We start from the raw sequence: 17,999 nt of genomic DNA, 5'->3' as shown, positions 1-17,999 counted from the left end.
GACACCGCCGGACTCCTTTTAGACAAAATGGCCACCCATCGTTGGGTGGCCATTTTGCGTTTACACGAAGAGAACAGGGAGCATCATGCCAGAAGAGGAACAGCGCCGTCCGCGTCGCAACGACGACAACGGACCGCGCGGGAACCGCGCTTCTGGCGGACGCCCCAACTACAGCAGCCGCGATGATGGCGCGCCCCGTCGTGAGGGCGGCTACAACCGCGATGGCGGTGCTCCCCGTCGTGACGGTGGTGCCCCGCGTCGTGAGGGCGGGTACAACCGTGATGGTGGCGCCCCCCGTCGTGAGGGCGGCTACAACCGCGATGGCGGTGCTCCCCGTCGTGACGGTGGTGCCCCGCGTCGTGAGGGTGGCTACAACCGCGATGGTGGCGCCCCCCGTCGTGAGGGCGGCTACAACCGCGATGGCGGTGCTCCCCGTCGTGACGGTGGTGCCCCGCGTCGTGAGGGCGGGTACAACCGTGATGGCGGTGCCCCGCGACGTGAAGGCGGATACAACCGTGACGGTGGTGCCCCGCGTCGTGAAGGCGGATACAACCGTGACGGTGGTGCCCCGCGTCGTGAAGGCGGATACAACCGCGACAGTAGTGCCCCGCGTCGTGACGGTGGTGCCCCGCGTCGTGAAGGCGGATACAACCGTGACAGTGGTGCGCCTCGTCGTGAAGGCGGATACAACCGTGACAGTGGTGCGCCCCGTCGTGAAGGCGGGTACAACCGCGACAGTGGTGCCCCTCGTCGCGAAGGCGGATACAACCGCGACAGTAGTGCCCCGCGTCGTGAAGGCGGATACAACCGTGATGGCGGTGCACCCCGTCGTGAAGGTGGCTACAACCGCGAGGGCGGCGACCGCTCCGCTGGGCGTTCCTTCCCGCAGCGCGGGGGAGCGGGTCGGGAGCGGCCGGCGCAGGCCGCCAACGAGCGTCCGCGGTTCGATGAACCCCACATCCCCGACGATGTTACCGCGCGTGACCTCAACGGGGCGGCGCGCAACGAGCTCAAGACGCTGAGCAAGGAGAATGCCGAGCACGTCGCCCGTCACCTCGCGATGGCGTCACGGCTCATCGATGAGGATCCTGCGCTCGCCCACCAGCACGCACTGGCCGCCTCCCGACGCGCCGGTCGCATCGCGATCGTCCGGGAGACCCTCGGCATCACCGCGTACGCCACGGAGGACTTCGCTCTCGCGCTGCGCGAACTGCGCACCTACCGTCGCATCTCCGGCAAGGACGATCAGATCGCTCTGATGGTTGACAGTGAGCGGGGTATCGGTCGCTCCGACCGTGCGCTCGAGACCGGGCGTGCAGTGGATCGCTCCGCCCTCGAAACGCCTGTCCGCGTCGCACTCGCCATCGCCATGTCGGGAGCCCGGCTGGATCAGGGCGATCTCGAGCTCGCGCTCGGTGAGCTGGAGATCCCCGAGCTCGACCCTGATCGCGCGTTCGAATGGAGCCCCGCTCTGTTCGCTGCCCGCGCCGCCGTGCTCGAAGACCTCGGGCGCACCGACGAGGCGGAGTTCTGGGCGCACCGTGCCGAGGTCGCCGCGGAAGCACTCGGGATCGACGAAGCCGGCGACGAAGAGATCTTCATCGAGGACAGCCTCATCGAGGGCGAGTTCCCCGACGAGGACGACGCCTCGGCCGCGGCGTCCCAAGCGGACGCCGATGCAGCTGAGTCTGAAGCAGCTGACTCCGATGCAGCTGAGTCCGATGTGGCTGAGTCCGATGCGGCTGAGTCTGACGCATCAGACGAGGAAGAGCCCTCGGTCGAAGACGAGGTGCGCGAGCTGCTCGGCGAGGATCAGGACGAAGATCAGGACGCGGACGAGGACGACGAGTCGGAGCCGGAGGCGTAGTGGCGCTGTTCTCTCGGAAGCGGTCGGCACCTACTCCGCTCGACGGTGTCGACACTGTCCTCGCCGACCTCGACGGGGTGGTCTATGCCGGTCCCGGGGCACTGCCGTTCGCGGTCGAGAGTCTCAACGAGGCGGCGAAGTCCGCTCGGCTCGGATACATCACCAACAACGCTGCGCGGACCGACGCGTCCGTGGCTGAGCACTTGAGCAGCCTCGGGCTCCACGTCGAGGCGACGGATGTCGTCACCAGCCCGCAGGCCGCGATGCGTCTGATGGCCCAGATCGTGCCCGCACCGGCGACGATCCTGGTCATCGGCGGTGACGGGCTCGTCGACGAGGTGCAGAAGGCGGGTTACACGGTCACCCGCAGCGCGGACGATGCACCCAGCGCCGTGGTGCAGGGCTTCGCGCCCGAGGTCGCCTGGACCGATCTCGCTGAGGCGGCCTTCGCATTGAAGCTCCCGGAGGACGAGGGCGGGATCCCGTGGATCGCCACCAATACGGACTGGACGATTCCTCGGGAGCGTGGCGTCGCGCCGGGGAACGGAACGCTCGTCTCCGCTGTCCACACCGCGATCGGCCGGCTCGCGACCGTCGCGGGGAAGCCGGAGGAGCCGATCTTCCAGGAGGCGCTCGCACGCTTCGGTGCGACGAAGGCGCTCTTCATCGGTGACCGTCTGGACACCGACATCATGGGCGCCAGCCGGGCGGGCATCGACTCCGCTCTGGTGCTCACGGGCATCGATCGGCCCAAGCATGTGCTGGCGGCACCGGAGGGGTCGCGTCCTACGTACATCCTCGGCGACCTGCGCGAGCTGCATCTTCCGTACCCTGAAGTGACTCAGCAGGACGGCATCTTCCGTGTCAACGGCGCCGCCGTGCGTGTCACCGGTGCCGATGTCGAGATCGTGGCGGAGTCCGCAGAGCAGATCGATCTCCTGCGGGCGGGCGCTGCCGCCATCTGGGCCTCGGGAACGCCCGTGTTCGTGCTGCGGGTTCCCGAGCGTCTCTACGAGGATCCGTTCCACCGCCCCTGACGCCGTCGCGTGGCGCCCTCCTGCGTCGGAGGGGCCGCGTACAGTAGAACCGTGAGCGATGAGACGACGAGCGCACCGACCGATGGTCTGTGGAGTCGGCTGCGCCTGATCGAGGGTCAGCCGCTTCCCGCCCGTGCCGACGCGTATTCTGCGCTGCACGACGAGCTCTCCCGTCGCCTCGAGACCGGTGCGAAGGTCGAGCAGCGGGAGACGTCGGGATCCCGATGACGCGACTCGACGCCGCCCTCGCCTCCCGAGGACTCGCCCGTTCGCGCACCCACGCGGCGACCCTCATCTCAGAGGGGCTCGTCAGTGTCGATGGCCGACCGGTCGTGAAGGCGTCGACGTCGGTCGGCGAGGGGGCCGAGATCACGATCGCCGGAGCCGACCACTACGTCGGCAGGGCCGCGCACAAGCTCATCGCGGGTCTCGACGGCTTCGCCGTCCCGGTGCAGGGGCGTCTCGCGCTCGACATGGGCGCATCCACCGGCGGATTCACGCAGGTGCTGCGCGAACGCGGCGCGCGCACGGTCCTCGCGGTCGACGTCGGGCACGGGCAACTCGCTCCGTCCATCGCCGCCGACCCCGGCGTCATCGCCGTCGAGGGCTACAACGTCCGTCACATGACACGCGAGAACCTCACCGCGGCGACCGGCGAGACGGCGGCACCCGATCTCATCGTCGGCGACCTCTCGTTCATCTCCCTCGAACTCGTGCTTCCGGCCGTCGCCGCCGTGGCAGTGCCGGAGTCGGACATCCTCCTGCTCGTGAAACCCCAGTTCGAAGTCGGGCGCACAGCCGTCCGCGGCGGTCTGGTCACCGACCCCGCAACGCGCGCCGACGCCGTCGCCAGAACGGTGTGGAGCGCGTGGGATCTGGGACTCGGCATGCTCGGGATCCTTCCCTCCCCGATTCTCGGTACACACGGGAACGCGGAGTATCTCGTGCACCTCGCCCCGGGGCGGGGCAGCAATCCGACAGAATGGCTTAGTCGAATCGATGCCGCGTGTAATTCATGATTTTCGGCTGACTTCCGCGTGATTCCGGGTGTCTTTGCCCCAGTTCGTGGGCACGGCGTGGGCACGAAAAAGGCCCATCCACGGCGGATGAGCCTTGATCGTTTGAGAGAGTCTGCGCTTACTTCTTCTTCTTGGACTTCTCTTCAAGCTTCTTCTTGAGCTTGGCGATCCTCTCCCGGTCCTTCGCCTTCTCATTCAGGCGCTTGGCCTCTGCTCTGAGTTCGCGCGGCGTGCGGTTGGTCGCGCCCTTGGTTCGTGCCATGTCAGACGGAGGTACCGAACTGCGTGTTGTAGGCGTCCTTCAACTCCTGGGGGAGTGGACCGCGCTCGGTGACGTAGCCGTTCTGGTTGCCCCAGGCGCGAATCACCTTGGCCGACACCTTCGGTCGCGTCGCCTTGGCTGAGTCGCCGGTGTTGCTCTTCTTCGTGTTCTTCAACTCGACGGCTGGATCAATGAACGGAGAGAGTGCGGCTTCCAGCTTCTTCTTGTTCTCGGGTGTCAGGTCAAGCCAGTAGTCCGTGCCATCGAAGGAGAAGGAGACCTTCTCAGCGTTCGGCTTGCCATCAAGGTCATCAGTGATAGTGATTGTTTGCGCCATGGCAAAGAAGATACCCTACGGAATCGCCTTCACGACTATCGTCAGTACGGCCACGGCAGTGATGATGATTGACCCGATACCGGCGACTCCACCAACTACGACGTACCAAGGAGTCTTGGGGGACTGTCGAGCCTTTAGCTCAGTTAGGTCGGTCTCGACCTTGCGTAGTCGTTCGTCCATGCCTCGGATGCTCATCACTTCAGATTCGATGCGTCCAAGCGCTACGGCGATGCTAGTTAGGTCGATAGATGATGTTTCGGGATTCATCCGTCATACCCGCTTCCTCGAAATTGGGCACTAGGAAGCTCTGTGCGCTTCTCTGAGAGGTTAGAAGCGGCTGTGCCGAGTGCCAGCGCTCCGAGAACATCTGAGGTCTGAGAGAAGGCCTGAGCAAACTCCGGAGAGTAGATCGTCACGAAGAACGATGCGACCTGCGCGGCGATGGCGAGGAGATAGATTCCGAGTCGAGTCTTCGGATAGTTGGTCAGCATCAGACCGCTCCGTTCCAGGTTGTGCCGTTGGAGATGAGTGGCGCAAGTGCTGTCCAAGCACTGCCGTTGGACGTGTAGACCGGCACTGGCACCCATGTGCCGTTCACTGATACGTACGCTCCGGAGGCGGTGAGCGTTTGAGTGGTGGCAGATGGTGAGGAGTAGCCAACCGAGTTGTGCGCGTAGACCCTCCAGTAATAGGTGGTTGCAGGATCAAGGCCGGTGGCAACGTAGGAGGTCACACTAGACCCGCTCCAGGTGTAATCGACGTAGCCCACGAAGCCGGGGTTTGTGGAACGTCGAAGAAGCATCTGGTCAATGGCAGAGCCACCATTACCGGGGATGCTCCAGGACATCCTCATAGATGTTGGGGTGATCTGAGAGGCTGACGGCTGGCCTGGCGCACCCGGCGCGGTGGCACGGAAAGGCGTGGCATAGGCCGTGTTTCCTCCACCAAAACCTTGTGTGCCTGTTGCGCCGATACTGAATGACACGTTCTGTGTGTATCCGACAGCCCACGGTCCCGCGATGAGGCGTGTGCCTCCCCCCGATCCCCACGTCCACTTACCGCCCACGTTGACGCCGTTGATGACTCCAGACCAGTTCGCGCCAGGGCTACCGATGAACGTAGCGGATTGACTTTGCGAGAGGTAGAAACGGAGGTTCGTTCCATCATCATCAATGATGAGTGTTCCACCTGAACCGGTGGTAGCACTTCCAATAGTGGTCATGACTCACGCCGGAATCTTGATCCACACACGCCCGTTGGCATGTCCGGGATCAGCGGCCTGAACGTAGATACCCAAGTTCTTAAGGGCTTCGGTAGCTGAGGTAGCTCCAGTACCGCCACGGTTCACTGGACGGGTCTCCAGCTTCACCGATGCCGCCATGTCTCGGGTCTTCGTAATCTCGTCGGCACCGTCCTTTACAAGGTCGGTGTTGGGGTTAACAGTTGTCCAGCCTGCGGCTAGCGTCTGGTCTCCAAGTGCCATGTCAAGCGTCCTTCCACTTGAGAGTTGGTGTGACGTCTACCCACTTCTGAGATGGGTTCCATGTGGCCCATGAGCCGGGTAGAGCGTCGGTAAGTCCTCGTGTTTCGACATCCATCAATCCGGAGGAAAGATCGAAGGTCACCCGGCGCACCTTTCCGGTCTGTGGGTAGGTGCCGGGAAGCGAGATAGTCGCGTCCTGACCGGGCGTCGCGCCGTACTGTCCAAGCACGGTGACGGTCTGCGTACGTCCACGTCCCTGAAGCGAATTGAGGATGTGCTGTGCCGCTCCTGGTCCCGGATATTCACGACTCAGTTCGCGAACCACGGCCTTGCCCGTTGGGTCTCCGGCTACGTCGTATGCGGTCTTGGACTCGCCGCCGCTGTCGCTCCACGAGTAGATGACGACAACGGCGTCTGCCCATGTGTCTTCATTGCGCGTGATGAGGTCTTCACCCTCAGTTGCGTTGAACTTCGCCTGTGCCACTACGTAGCCAGGAACCTCGTACTCGTTCGGGTTGACCAATCTCCACACCCGGCTTTCATCACAGAAGAGACGAAGGCCGGATGCGTTGATGAGCGGCTGTAGGAAGTCGAAGAGGCTCTGTCCTGGCTTCCAGTCGAATAGTTCGGGAAGACGTTCAATGCCGTCTGATGGTCGTCGCTCGCTAACGGAGTTGTTGGCAACCGGCGTGGCTCCGGTCCAGTTGGTGACGTACCCAGATGGAACGGTCGAACCTGAGAAGAACGGCAGGAGTAGCGGACCCTCTGTCAACATGAATCCGTCCATGCCGACTGACTGCCCTGCGGCGGTCGCCATGTAGGAGCCGTAGACGGCGAGCTTGGAGGTGTTCGGGTTCTGGACCGTGAACGTGACGGAGTAGCGATCCCAGGTATAGGGGAGTGACCCACCTAGTGGAATGACCTTTGGTGTGGACTCGATCTTGCGAAGGATTCCGCTACTGCTGTCCATCTCGTAGACACGGAGAATGCCGTTGACGGCGGGCATCCCGGAGCCTCGGAACATGTAGCAACTGAAGGTCCACATGTCACCCTTGCGAGTGCTCACCGTCTGAGGCGCAGATACGAAGGATTGCCCGGCAGCGGGAGCCGTTGCGATGGCGAAACCGGTGGTGCCTTCAACGCCTGCATTGGCTGTGGTGCCGTGTGTGAGGTTGCAGTTTCCTGCTCCCGCGTACCCAGTGAGGTTCGCCACATTGGGATTCAAGATCGCATTCTCAGCGGACCAACGCGCGGTCACGTCCGCGTCGGCTGTGCCCGCTACCAACACCTTCTCCTTGAAGGGGTTTAGCCGTGGAGACTCCTCGACAAGGAACGCCGTAGCATCCAGACGTGAGCCGCTGGTGACGGTCCCCACTGCGCGGAACACGTTGTAAGTCCGGGTAGCTCCGGTAGGGATGGCCCCGGTTGCATAGATGCGGGTCCAGGCTCCAGACGTGAGCGTGAAGGGGTCTGAAGTGATGGTGCTGATGAGCGTGTTGCTCGCGTTGTAGAACTGCACATATACGCGTCCCGTGACGCCGGAAATGCTTGATGGACGTACCCACGCGGAAGCCGTCACACTTCCTCCAGCACCGGTCAGCACACCGTCCTGTGTCGGGTTGCGGAGGTCGATGTAGGTTCCGGCACTCGTGGCCTCGGCGCGGAGGAACGTATCGATTCCCAGACCGCCGACGTTCATACCTACCGTCGTCGCTGTGGTCACCGCTGATGCGGCTCCGCTTCCCACAGTCGCGGCCCAGTTGGTGGCGACGTTGCCGCGAGGATTGGCGATGAGGTTACGGACGACGCTTGGAATCTTGCCTAGCGCCCACTCGCAGACGCTTCGAAGGCTCGACTCGTATTGACGCGGTGAGTTGTCTACTGAGGTCGATACATTCACGCGGTCGTGAAGCATCAACTCGTCAGAAGCAAGCTCCAGGTCAATAGACAGAGCCTTGTGATCGGCAGAGCGAGAGCGAAGCTGTAGATCGTATTCACGGGTAACGCCGCTGGTTGCCTCAGTCGTGGCAATGGTGATGCGCTGATTGTCGCGAGGATCGATCTGCTCTAGGACTTCCTCGGAGGTCATCGGGACCGTGACACGCGCCATCGCATAAGGCGAGTAGTTCTCGTCCAGCGACACCTTGCCTTGAGTAATGGTCAATTCAGGTGTCAGGGTCGTGATCGGAGAATGTTCAATGCGAATGTTGTCGATATAGCCAGTCGCCGCCGTAGAGCTAGAGCTTGAGGATGGGTTGTCCTCAATCTCGATATACAAGACCAGTGAGGTGGTAGCGGGCGTGAAGGCCACGCTTACTGTTCCCTCGGTTGTGAGGGCGTGCCACGGCGTGGCGTTCGATCCGATGCGCAACCGAATGCGCGCGGCCCCGGACGCCTGCACGACGCCGGACAACGTGGCGGCGCGACCGACAGTAAACCCCGTGATCGTGCGCGACGCAGTTACAGACGGCGTGGGGTTTACTGTCGTCACGCCTCCTTGAGTGAATAGATAGAGCCTGGAAGGCGTGGAGCCACCGGACGAAAGCGCGATGGATGCCCCAGTTGCGCCAGAGCCGTTCGCGCTAAAGGAGACGGTCCATCCTGACGATGACGTGCCATCGTTTGTGTAGACGGGAACCGAAGGCACAACAACTACCGGTTCCTTGACCGTGATTGTTGCCTTGGCCTCTGGCCTTACGAGCGCGGTTGTCATGAGGTCTCGACCTCCTGATAGCCCACGGTCAGTACCCAGCGGTTACGGGTCTCTGGATCGAGAGCGAGGTCTGTGGAGCCGTGCGTTACGTAGGTCATGTTCACTGAAGGACGGTCAGTGTCAGTCAGTGTGAACGTGGTTTCCAGCGCGTGCTTCTCAAGCGCGAAGAACGCCCCGCCTTCTGTGGGAAAGAAGAGAGCCAACGTGCCCGAGCGGGGACGCGGACGAACGAGCGTGACGGCGATCCCTCCGCCGATGAGGTCGTGAATAGTGTTCAGAGACTCACGGGAGGTCTGGTAGCCCAGTACGAGGGAGGGATTGAGCGTGAACCCCAATCCATCATTTACAGTGATTGCAGAGGTCATGGCACGTTACTTCCTGCCGGGGAAATGTACTTTCCGTAGACTTTGATCGTCTTGCCGTTGTTCTGGCTGATCCAGTTATTGAGTCCAGCGGACGCGGCAGACGTATCCGCATTCACACCAACGGTCTTTCCGGTGACGGCGTTGACGCGACCTTGGAAGGCGTTGATGTTGTCAGAAGCACGCTTTGTCTCGGCGTTCACTACAACTTCCGTGCCATCAGGCAATGCGTAGATGGCGTTACCTAGAGCGTCGGTTTCACCGGTCGCGGTACCCACCGACTGTGCATAGTCGTAGAGAGCCGCCGCGTTGACCTCAGCGGCCTGAGAGCCGGACATGTATCCGTCCTTGGTTCCCGCGATGGCGGCTTCTAGCTCCCAGAGGCGTCCTTGCGTGAGCATGGACTGTGCGCCGTTCTTGGCGAACGCGGTGGATAGGCGGTCTAGGTCATCGCCACCGTTGGCCAGTGCCTTGAGCACGTCGATCTGTTCCCAGCCAGAAGCAACGGAAAGGTCTGTGACCTGCTTCCACTTCTCGGTGTCGCTGGTCCACTCAGCCATACGGGCCTGCACACCCGCCTGTGTGAGAGCGCCACCTACGTCATAGGCCATGGTGAAGGCGGCTTCGCGAGCACCGTCGAACGCTTCACCAACCTTGGTGATGGCCTCGATCATCACACCAGCACCGGCAGCGACAGCAATACCAGCGGCGGCACCAGCTGGACCAAAGCCAGCAAAAGCGTTGGCGGCTACTTCCTGAATTACGTCACCGATGGACTCAAAGGAGCCATCGAACGAAGCGGCGGATTCCTTGGCCGTCTGTGCGGCCTCGGACTTGAACTCATCAACGCCTTCTTCGGCGTGCTTCATGGACTTGCGTACAGAGTCGCCGGCCTTGTCGCCGGCGTCCTCCAGATTCTTGACCGCGCGGCGTGCGTCATCGAACGAGTCAGCCAGCTTGTCTACTGCGTCCTCGGCCTTGTCGGCACCCTTCTTGGTGTCCCTCGCCATGTCATCGAGAGAGTCGCTGACCTTCTCAAGGGCGCTCTCAGCATCGCCAGCGGCGTTGACGAACTTAGAAGCATCACCGTTGATGGGGATGTTGATTCCATCAGCCATGGCTCACTTCCTTTCGAGAGCTTCGTAGAACGTCTTGATGACGGTTTGCACCCAGAGCGATGCAATGCGGGGGATGAGGTCGTTAGCTGTCGGGTAGACAAGTCGTCCTTCTCGCCTGTGCCACGCCAACTGGCGGCGGGTATGGCGCTTGACCTTGTAGGACTTGCCCTTAGGGGAGCGGCCTTGATACTCACGCCAGGAGTCACGGTCTGAACCGAACTCAACCGGCTTCGTCAATTCCTTGAGCTTGCCCTTGGCACCGGACTTGAGAACAACGTTGGTATCTCGAACGGTGACGGACGCGGACTTGACTAGTACCTTCTGATCCAGCTTGGAAGAGGACTTAGCTTCAAGACCCTTCTTCCACTCCTGCTGAACCATTGGCCGGGTGTACTTGCGTACTTGAGCCTTGGTTTCCTTACCGACGGTCTTGAGAGCCAGGAGGGCGGCTTGCATCTCCCGGCTCTCAGAAACATCGATCTGGACAACCATCAGAATCAGGCGGCAGGTACGAGAGCGGGCTTGCCCTTGACGGCTAGCGTCACGGAGGCGGTGGCGTAGCTGTTGACCGTTCCACCGATGGCACCAGGGCTGACGATGAGCGTGGCCGTGACAGTCGGACCGGAGCCGGATACAGGCTTGAAGACCACAGGCCATTCCGCGCCCTCTTCGGCGTGGAGCTTGTAGCTGAGGCTGTCCGGGTTGGACCAGTCCTGTGCATAGTTCAGGACACATGTCCACGTAGCCGTGGTCACGTCGGTGAAAGTGGCGGTAGGGGTGAGACCCTGCCAGGTCTGAGGACTTGAGGAAGGCGTGAACTCGACTTGCGAAACGTGAGCCTCGTAGTTGTCAGCATCGAGAGTGAGTAGAACGTCCTTCAAGATGAAGGGGTTTACGGCGATAGTTGCCATGATGATTCCTTAGGAAGTGGTCTGGATTTGAAGTTGGATGTCCCAGCAAGGGAACCCATCGCGGGTGCCCTTCTCAGCTCGAAGGAACTGAATGTTGGGTACATTGCGCATGGCAGGAATCAAGTCCTCCATGTGGTCGTCGAGATGATCGTCCGCGGTCTTTTCGGCCTGCGTCGGATCAAGAACAAGAATCGAAACCACATGGCTGAGGCTGTTCACCTGTGGCCCTGGCTCTACGCTCTTGTGCACGTAGAGGACGGTGACCTTCGCGATGTTGCTTATGGTCTTGTCGAAGTCGTAAACAACCCAGCTACTCGGAAGAAGTGGCCGTAGGCTCTCATTTAGGAACTCGCGTACCGACATGTCAGCCCACCTGCCAAAGCGCTCTGAGCGGGCGCAGAACCTGCTTTACGTGCCAATCCAGAGGGCGTGCCGCTAGCTCGAAGGTCTCGCCACCGGCTGTGCCATCTGCGGCTACTCGTGCCGCGTTCCATAGATTGCGAACGTGCATCATCTGAGCTACGCGATAGTTGGTCGGCGGCGGACCCCCGGAAGGGCGGGCGGGAGCGTAGGCAATGACGGCATCCTGAGCGACCTCTAGAAGTTCCTCTAGAAGGGCGTCGTCAATCTGCTCTGCATCCTGCCATTCAGCCCGGATGCTAGAGATTGTGTGCCACTCAGCCATTGCCTACGCTCCCTCGTCCTCAGGAAGCCGTGGTGACGATGCGGATAGCGGCGGCGTTGTTGGTGATGTCCGCGATGTATCCGTAAAGGGCAGGATCAATCGCGCCGTTGTGCGGTGCGAGACCTTCAACACGGATAGGCGAGCCAGGAAGCTCAAAAGCCGTCATGGCTTCGCGAGCGCCAACAACAACCTTTCCGGTACCGACAGCGCCAGGGATGATGGAGAAGCCCGAAAGTGAACCCTCTTCAAGACCGAAGCCAGCGGACAGGAATCCAAGAACGTCGTTCTTGCCAGTGAGAACGATGTCGCGCCACAGCTCGGGGGAGACGATGGCGAATGACGGGGTGTTCTCGGTCTGGATGACATCTAGGGCACCGTCGATGACAGCGGCTAGACCCTTGGCGATTCCAGAAGGAACGGTGCCGGGTGTCGTGGTGGTCGCGGCGGCTACGATCTTGGCGAGAATGTCAAGGTCGGATACGCGGGCGTAGCTCTCCGTCATCTGACGGAAGTAGGAAGCGATAACTTCCTGATCGTTGAAATCGAAGAACTTACGGTCGATACGGTGGCCACCAGCGATGCGGCGGGCATCGGCGGAGACTGGCACAGTGTCAACGGCGTTGGAAGGAACCTCAGCGGTGTTACCGGCGTAAGCGGCAACTACAGGCTCCTTGCCAGCGTCCCACTTCCAGCCAGTGACCTTGAAGCTCGTGAGCGGAGCGTTCTGGACAAGGTTCCAATACTTGCGGCTGTAGCTCTTCTTGGTCCACATCTCACCAAGGAAGGCGGGTACTCCGGTATCGGCACCAATGGTGACGGCGGAAGGACCGCTCTGCTGGATGTTCGCAATAGCAAAGTTGGCGTTACCGCCAGCGAACGGAGCAAGTACGCTCTGGTCGCCGCTTTGCTTTGCATAGGCAAGTGCGGCGAATAGCGCACCGGCGCTAGTGTCAGCCTTCTTGTCTTCTGGAGTCTGTACCTGGACTCCCTCAGGAATTACAACGTCAGTCATAATCGTTTCCTCTGTTTGGGTTTCTTCTGAGGGAGTCTCAGAAGCGTCTGTTTCGGCGTCGGTGACTACCTCGACCGTTGGTTCTGCGTCGGCGTTCGTGGAGTCCGTGTACTCGTCCACCACGGCCTGTACGGCCTCTTGGATTGCCTGAGCCAGGGGCGTCTTTTCCACCGCCTGCGGTTCCTCTTCGTCGGCCTCGGTGACATCGCCGATGGCGAAGAGAGCGGCACTAGCGAATGCGCCTTCTTCCACGAACGCGGCTCCGCTGAGCACGCCGGACACGGCTTCCTTGCCGCGCGTGATGAGGCGCGAGACTTCGGCAGAAAGGCGGGCCAGGCGTCCTGAGGCGATGCCAGCTAGGAGCTCGTCGCCTTCCTCGGAATCCGCAATCTTGAACTCCGCTACAAGGCCGATACCGTCGTCCTCAATTGACGTGAAGCGAGCGGCGGGCTTGTAGTGGTCGTGCGAGATATTGGCGTTCAGCGCCGTGATATCGCGAGGGGTCTTGAGCGTGCCCTTGGCGAAGGCGACCTGATGCCCGGTCTGCGATGTGCGGGACTGTTCGCCCCAGGTGAAGAGGCGTCCCCTTACGGTGCGGTCCTCGACGTTGGCGAAGAGTGCGCCGGTGGTCTCGATTGCGTCAGTCACTTGTGACCTCCTGCGGGGAGTTGTTGAGATACGCGATGTCGAAGCGGACTCGCTGACCTGCGGGTACGCAGTCGTCCAGTGACAGGCGGTGCTCAATCGGGGCGAGCCAGTAGCGGACGCTTTGCTCGTTGAAGGTGGAGCGCTGTCCCTCCTGCGTGACGTAGGTGAGGGAGGCGGTAGCCGTGGAGCCGTCCAACATGGCGGCGGGAATGTTCGCGAAGTTCGCGATGTCCAAGCGGATGTTGTTCCGGCCTTCTGTGAAGAGAAGGGCGTCGTCAACGCCTGTGTGAGTTTCGAGTTCTAGGCCGTACGGCAGGAAGCCCGTCGCACCCGTGGGGGACTGTCGCGCGGCTACCCAGTCGTCAATGACGGTCTTGATTTCGTCCTTGGTGAGTCCGTGGTTCTCAAGCGCTTCCTTGATGACCGTGAGGGGGATAGGAGTCTGCGTGCGGCCCACCCACGCCTTAGTGATGGCGCGTGCTCCACGAATGGTGTCGGCGGCCTCGAAGAGGAGACCGCGATCAGGACCGGCAAAGAAGATGACATCTTCCCGCTTCATCGGTTCGCCGTCGATCTTCAAGCCACCGTCAACAACCTCTATGCGGCTCTTCGGAACGTGAGCGGCGCGCATGATCTGGCCAGCGGCTCCCCGCTCGACATACCAAACGGACCAGCCGTCGTAGAAGAGGTCGGTGATCGTGTAGGCCATGCGGTGCCATGGCGACACGGCACCGTCCGTGCGCTGTAGCCAGGCGGGCTGAGTAGCGACCGGATCAATGCCGCGATACGCGACTAGCGGCACATCAGCGAGGGTCTTTAGAACCTTCTCGGCCTTGGCTACAGGAGGAATCTGTACCGCGGTTTCACGGGTAACTACGTCGTCATATCCCTTGAAGTGATCAGACCAGGCGACTATCGAAGCATTAGATGTGAAGTATGGCGATTCCACCTCAGCGATGCTGAGGGAGCGAGGGTTATTGGCTAGAAACTCTTCTAGCTTCCCTTGCTTGTTGAAAGGCCACATATACGTACTCCGATTGCCGTTACCTCTACAATCGGCCGGGTTGCAAATGCAACGTGGTACGTTTATGCGACCATCGACATGAACTCTCTCTTTTTAGGCATCTCGTCAAATAGACGGAGTGCGAGAGAGGCAGCTTCCAAGGCCGTGATGTCGTCTTCTGCGAGGGAGCGCCCAAAGGCCCACCCGAACATTCCGACCTTGCGCTTCACAGCAACCTCGACGGCTCGGTTCAGCGGGCCTTGGTCGTAATGAATGACGCGACCGTTGTTTAGGTCATCCATCAACAGAGCAGCGGCTTGCTTGATGAAGGCGGTTCTCTGCGGCTCTGTGCGGGGTCTAGGGGCGCTCTTCTCGGCCTTGTTGACCTCTACCTGTGTGACCGCGCTAAAGGAGTCGTAGGCGATGGGCACACGGTCCTTCGCGTGCTTCTTGAGGTACGGCGCTACCCAGTCGGTGCCACGATCGTGACGGTCAACAAGGATGTGAGCTATGCCGTTCTCGTCGCGCCATGCGGCTACCAACGCGGCGCTCTGCTGGTCGGGGTGACAGACCAGCCCCAGGGCGTAGTGCTCGGGGGAGGGAAGGGGAGCGCTCGAACCGGCGTTGGTCCACGTCTTCGGCTTGATGAGGAGACCCGCGTTGCCGCTGTCTCCGAAGATTCCTAGGTACTCAGGTGCGAACTTCTCGATGGGCAAGGTCTCGTAGTTGTTCTTGATGCTCTCCAGCGTCGTGAGGGTGCCGACGCCGGGGTGAGAGGCGAGAACAAGATTCTTGACGTTGCCTTCCGGGTGCTCGGCTGTCGGCTCCCACGCGGCAAGTTGAGCGTCCGTCACGTCTTGGTCGTCAACGGAGTAGTCCAGGACCCCGGAGCTACCGGAGCGGGCAAGCGCGAGCCATGTCCACAGGAGGTTCCCGGCGCGGTACCGGCCAGCCGTACCCGCCGCAATGATCTGAGCGCCAGGGCGGGTGTCCAAGGTCGGGAGAGCGGCGGCGAGAACTTCTAGAACCTTCTCGGGGTCTGGCTCTCCTGCCTCGTCCAGAATCACCAGGTCGAATGCCTCGCCTCGTAGGTCATCCATGCTGGAGAGCCAGGAGACAGACCCACCGGACGGGAACTCCACACGCTCCTGACCGGCACTCCGAACGATTTTGAGCGGTCGTGTGGTCTTGTCTGGATACAGGCGCTCGATAGCGGGAGCAACGTCCTTGAGGAAGCGGCTTCGTCCTGCCTTTCCAGAAGTGAGCGTGAGGATGCCTACGCGGTAGTCCTCGCGAGCTTCTGCACGTCCTAGCCCTACAGCGATGACCGATGTGGACTTGGAGCTACGGCGGGGGAGGAGGATGACGTTTCGCTGATGACCACACGCGAGAGTGTCAGCCACTACAAGCTGTTGAGCCTGAGGGGAGCGTCCTGGCATGGCCGCTTCTCCGTAGAAGCGCAAAAGCTCTGCTCCCCTCAGGAACTCGTCCCGATCCTTCTGCGTCGTCTTCAACGTGCTCACTTGACGTGGTTTTAGCGCCTTCTTGCGTAGCGCTGTCCACGCCTTCTGCGTGCTTAGATCGGCTGTCATTTCATAATCTCTGTCGGAAACGAATAGAAAAGCTTCATGGCATACGCTGGGGTTACCGGCGTTTCAGTCAAAGAAGCTTCACGGTTCGAGTTCGTTCGTGCTCTCTTGCTCGATGACTAGGGCTTCTAGCTCTTCTGTGTTCATAGGCGAAGCACTGTGATAGATGAACGTGATCCCATCGACGGTGATCGGATAGCGGTACGTGTCTGTTGGGTTACTCATCGCTGTCACCCTGTGCAGGTAGAGCACTGGTCAGACCAGCGGTGCCTAGCTCCTTGAGTAGCTGGGACATCTTGGCCACCTCGATGGTGAGGCTTACTCCCTCTCGGGGAGTGATGGTCATACGTACGGTCATGGGGATTACCTGTCTGCTAGTCGTGCAGAGTCTCTGCTATTGCGCGTTGTGCGCTTGGTTTGTAGCTGATGCTTCAGTTGTGCACCGGCCTGGGTATTGCATCTCTGATGCGATGGCCCCACTGTTTCGAGTGAGGGGCGCTCGTGCGTGAGTGCACGGTCATGGCCGGGAAGGTGGCCCACATGCCACTTCTGTTCTGGATAGACCAGGTGTCCGCATCTGTTGACACAGGGGAGGGGGAGTTGTGCCTTTATGATGGGGCGAGCCTTAGAGGTGAATCGCTTCCACTCGGCTCCAGCGTGATAGGAAGTCATGATCTACGTAGCGCCTTGTCATATTCGTGATGACAGGCACGGCACCGTGGTTGGTAGTGGCGTGGATCAGGACTGAACTTCATGAATGTGCCTAGCCGTCCAGTCCCGACCATCTCGTGAGGGTCAAGGCCGTCATAGCTCCAGTCCCCTGCTGGCTTGCCACAGCCACTGGCACAGAGGTATTCGGAGGGACGGCCATACCAGCGGCGCACCTTTCGATGTGCGGTGACGTAGGTCTTGATGCCTGAGCTTCTGTTGATCCACTTCACACGCGGGTGCTCATAGTCCACCGCTTCCAGAAGACTCACTTGGAGTTCCATTCAGTGAGAAGGCGAATGGCCTCGTCAACGTCTTTCGCAGACATCGCGGCTTCACTGATGAGCCGGTCTCGATACTCTTCTAGTGCCTTGATTGCTTCAGACATGATGTGTCCTCCTGCAATTACTATCGACACATTCAGGAAACACTCAGATTCGCGTCAAGGCACGAAAAAGGCCCCACTCGCCATTGAGCGGGGCCTGTAGTTCTTGTTCTTGGTTAGCTAGGGCACGCGATGCTACTCACTGCGTAGATGTGGTCTTCCATACCCACGTCAGCCATGGCCGATGCATAGGCCGTGAGTGATCCACCCGAGTCGCAGAGTTCTACAAGGTCTTCTGCTGTTGAGAGGAAGAGGCCATCTGCCTTGTACGCTTCCGCGATGCTTTCACTCTCGGCTGAGACAAGCCCCTCCAGCATGGCTGCCGTGCGCTCTACGCGCGTATCTGTCTCAGGAGTAGGTGCACACCCGGCGAAGAGAAGAGAGGCCGTTAGAACGGCTCCTATGGCCAGTAGCTTCTTCATGCCGCCTTCTCCATCTGTAGGAGTGAGTTAAGGGTCTTGATCTTGGCGTCAGCTTCGGTGAAAGTCAAGTGCCTCTTTTCCTTGAAAGGAGTGACCGTGCCATAGAGCTTCTTCTCAAGGCGTCCGATCAGAAGGAGCTGAGAGTCTGAGGCGTTCGCGTAGTCGCGGTTGAAGCCGGTCTTGGCGTTGTACTCAGCGAACATTGCTTGGATCGATGCATGATCCATAGCGAGCACTTGAGCCTTGGCCATCTCTAGTTGTTCAGGGGTGAAGACTCGTCCAGTCTGGCGAGCGATCTTGATAAGGGCATCAGCTTGCTTCTGAGTTCCCATGATGTGTGTCCAATCACAATAAGGAGATAAAGATAAAGGGATAATTCGATAAGAGTTCATCTCACTTCGTTCGAAGAACTTCTTTAAAGCCACTATCGTTCATTGG

General features: G+C 60.6%; 20 protein-coding genes. 4 read left to right on the top strand and 16 right to left on the bottom strand.

Going from position 1 to position 17,999, the window contains the following annotated elements; all coding sequences use genetic code 11:
- Nucleotides 1–85 precede the first annotated feature (85 nt).
- Genes AAY78_RS20135 through AAY78_RS16720 form a run of 4 tightly spaced genes read left to right on the top strand, consistent with a single transcriptional unit; the run spans nt 86 to nt 3,923 of the window.
- Nucleotides 86–1,867: a primosomal protein gene (locus AAY78_RS20135; protein ID WP_231589738.1), complete on the top strand. Its 1,782-nt coding sequence runs from the start codon at nt 86–88 to the stop codon at nt 1,865–1,867.
- Nucleotides 1,867–2,904: an HAD-IIA family hydrolase gene (locus tag AAY78_RS16725; protein ID WP_046749394.1), complete on the top strand. Its 1,038-nt coding sequence runs from the start codon at nt 1,867–1,869 to the stop codon at nt 2,902–2,904. Before AAY78_RS20135 ends, AAY78_RS16725 begins: the two co-directional genes overlap by 1 nt.
- A 51-nt stretch (nt 2,905–2,955) precedes the next feature.
- Entirely contained in the window at nt 2,956–3,132 is a 177-nt protein-coding gene (locus AAY78_RS19965; protein WP_164734087.1) for a hypothetical protein, read from the top strand.
- The gene (locus AAY78_RS16720) at nt 3,129–3,923 is read left to right on the top strand and encodes a TlyA family RNA methyltransferase (RefSeq protein WP_046749393.1); all 795 of its coding nucleotides are present in this window, start codon (nt 3,129–3,131) and stop codon (nt 3,921–3,923) included. Before AAY78_RS19965 ends, AAY78_RS16720 begins: the two co-directional genes overlap by 4 nt.
- A 118-nt stretch (nt 3,924–4,041) precedes the next feature.
- Here AAY78_RS16720 and AAY78_RS19810 read toward each other — a convergent pair whose 3' ends face one another.
- The 16 genes from AAY78_RS19810 to AAY78_RS16650 all read right to left on the bottom strand — a co-directional run bounded on the left by AAY78_RS19810 (nt 4,042) and on the right by AAY78_RS16650 (nt 17,893).
- The gene (locus tag AAY78_RS19810) at nt 4,042–4,185 is read right to left on the bottom strand and encodes a hypothetical protein (RefSeq protein WP_156172680.1); all 144 of its coding nucleotides are present in this window, start codon (nt 4,183–4,185) and stop codon (nt 4,042–4,044) included.
- A 1-nt stretch (nt 4,186) separates the two neighbouring features.
- Nucleotides 4,187–4,522 (bottom strand): histone-like nucleoid-structuring protein Lsr2, encoded by a 336-nt coding sequence (locus tag AAY78_RS16715; protein WP_046749392.1) that lies wholly within the window; start codon nt 4,520–4,522, stop codon nt 4,187–4,189.
- Between the two features lie 263 nt (nt 4,523–4,785).
- Nucleotides 4,786–5,013: a hypothetical protein gene (locus tag AAY78_RS19805; protein ID WP_156172679.1), complete on the bottom strand. Its 228-nt coding sequence runs from the start codon at nt 5,011–5,013 to the stop codon at nt 4,786–4,788.
- The gene (locus AAY78_RS20290; RefSeq protein ID WP_082108730.1) at nt 5,013–5,744 is read right to left on the bottom strand and encodes a fibronectin type III domain-containing protein; all 732 of its coding nucleotides are present in this window, start codon (nt 5,742–5,744) and stop codon (nt 5,013–5,015) included. Before AAY78_RS20290 ends, AAY78_RS19805 begins: the two co-directional genes overlap by 1 nt.
- Before the next feature lie 3 nt (nt 5,745–5,747).
- The gene (locus tag AAY78_RS19800; protein WP_156172678.1) at nt 5,748–6,005 is read right to left on the bottom strand and encodes a hypothetical protein; all 258 of its coding nucleotides are present in this window, start codon (nt 6,003–6,005) and stop codon (nt 5,748–5,750) included.
- A gap of 1 nt (nt 6,006) precedes the next feature.
- On the bottom strand, nt 6,007–8,718 hold the full coding sequence (locus AAY78_RS16705) for a hypothetical protein (protein WP_156172677.1): 2,712 nt from the start codon (nt 8,716–8,718) through the stop codon (nt 6,007–6,009).
- Nucleotides 8,715–9,083 (bottom strand): hypothetical protein, encoded by a 369-nt coding sequence (locus tag AAY78_RS16700; protein WP_046749389.1) that lies wholly within the window; start codon nt 9,081–9,083, stop codon nt 8,715–8,717. Before AAY78_RS16700 ends, AAY78_RS16705 begins: the two co-directional genes overlap by 4 nt.
- Nucleotides 9,080–10,198: a hypothetical protein gene (locus tag AAY78_RS16695; RefSeq protein ID WP_046749388.1), complete on the bottom strand. Its 1,119-nt coding sequence runs from the start codon at nt 10,196–10,198 to the stop codon at nt 9,080–9,082. The genes AAY78_RS16700 and AAY78_RS16695 overlap by 4 nt, the downstream gene beginning before the upstream one ends.
- A gap of 3 nt (nt 10,199–10,201) precedes the next feature.
- Nucleotides 10,202–10,690, bottom strand: a complete 489-nt coding sequence (locus tag AAY78_RS16690) for a hypothetical protein (protein ID WP_046749387.1) — start codon at nt 10,688–10,690, stop codon at nt 10,202–10,204.
- A gap of 5 nt (nt 10,691–10,695) precedes the next feature.
- A complete protein-coding gene (locus AAY78_RS16685) occupies nt 10,696–11,109 on the bottom strand; it encodes a hypothetical protein (RefSeq protein ID WP_046749386.1) in 414 nt (137 codons plus the stop codon).
- A gap of 9 nt (nt 11,110–11,118) precedes the next feature.
- Nucleotides 11,119–11,472, bottom strand: coding sequence for a hypothetical protein (locus tag AAY78_RS16680; RefSeq protein WP_046749385.1), 354 nt, complete (start codon nt 11,470–11,472; stop codon nt 11,119–11,121).
- 341 nt (nt 11,473–11,813) lie between these two features.
- On the bottom strand, nt 11,814–13,454 hold the full coding sequence (locus tag AAY78_RS16675) for a phage major capsid protein (protein WP_046749384.1): 1,641 nt from the start codon (nt 13,452–13,454) through the stop codon (nt 11,814–11,816).
- Nucleotides 13,447–14,403: a phage portal protein gene (locus AAY78_RS16670; RefSeq protein ID WP_197077714.1), complete on the bottom strand. Its 957-nt coding sequence runs from the start codon at nt 14,401–14,403 to the stop codon at nt 13,447–13,449. The genes AAY78_RS16675 and AAY78_RS16670 overlap by 8 nt, the downstream gene beginning before the upstream one ends.
- Before the next feature lie 137 nt (nt 14,404–14,540).
- Complete coding sequence (locus AAY78_RS16665; RefSeq protein ID WP_156172676.1) at nt 14,541–15,980, bottom strand: hypothetical protein; 1,440 nt, start codon at nt 15,978–15,980, stop codon at nt 14,541–14,543.
- 1,275 nt (nt 15,981–17,255) lie between these two features.
- Nucleotides 17,256–17,561: a hypothetical protein gene (locus tag AAY78_RS16655; protein WP_156172675.1), complete on the bottom strand. Its 306-nt coding sequence runs from the start codon at nt 17,559–17,561 to the stop codon at nt 17,256–17,258.
- Nucleotides 17,558–17,893: a hypothetical protein gene (locus AAY78_RS16650; RefSeq protein ID WP_156172674.1), complete on the bottom strand. Its 336-nt coding sequence runs from the start codon at nt 17,891–17,893 to the stop codon at nt 17,558–17,560. Before AAY78_RS16650 ends, AAY78_RS16655 begins: the two co-directional genes overlap by 4 nt.
- Nucleotides 17,894–17,999 lie beyond the last annotated feature (106 nt).

It is taken from the genome of Microbacterium sp. Ag1, assembly GCF_001005635.1.
GTDB classification, from domain to species: domain Bacteria; phylum Actinomycetota; class Actinomycetes; order Actinomycetales; family Microbacteriaceae; genus Microbacterium; species Microbacterium oxydans.
This window is presented reverse-complemented; position numbering and strand designations above follow the sequence as displayed.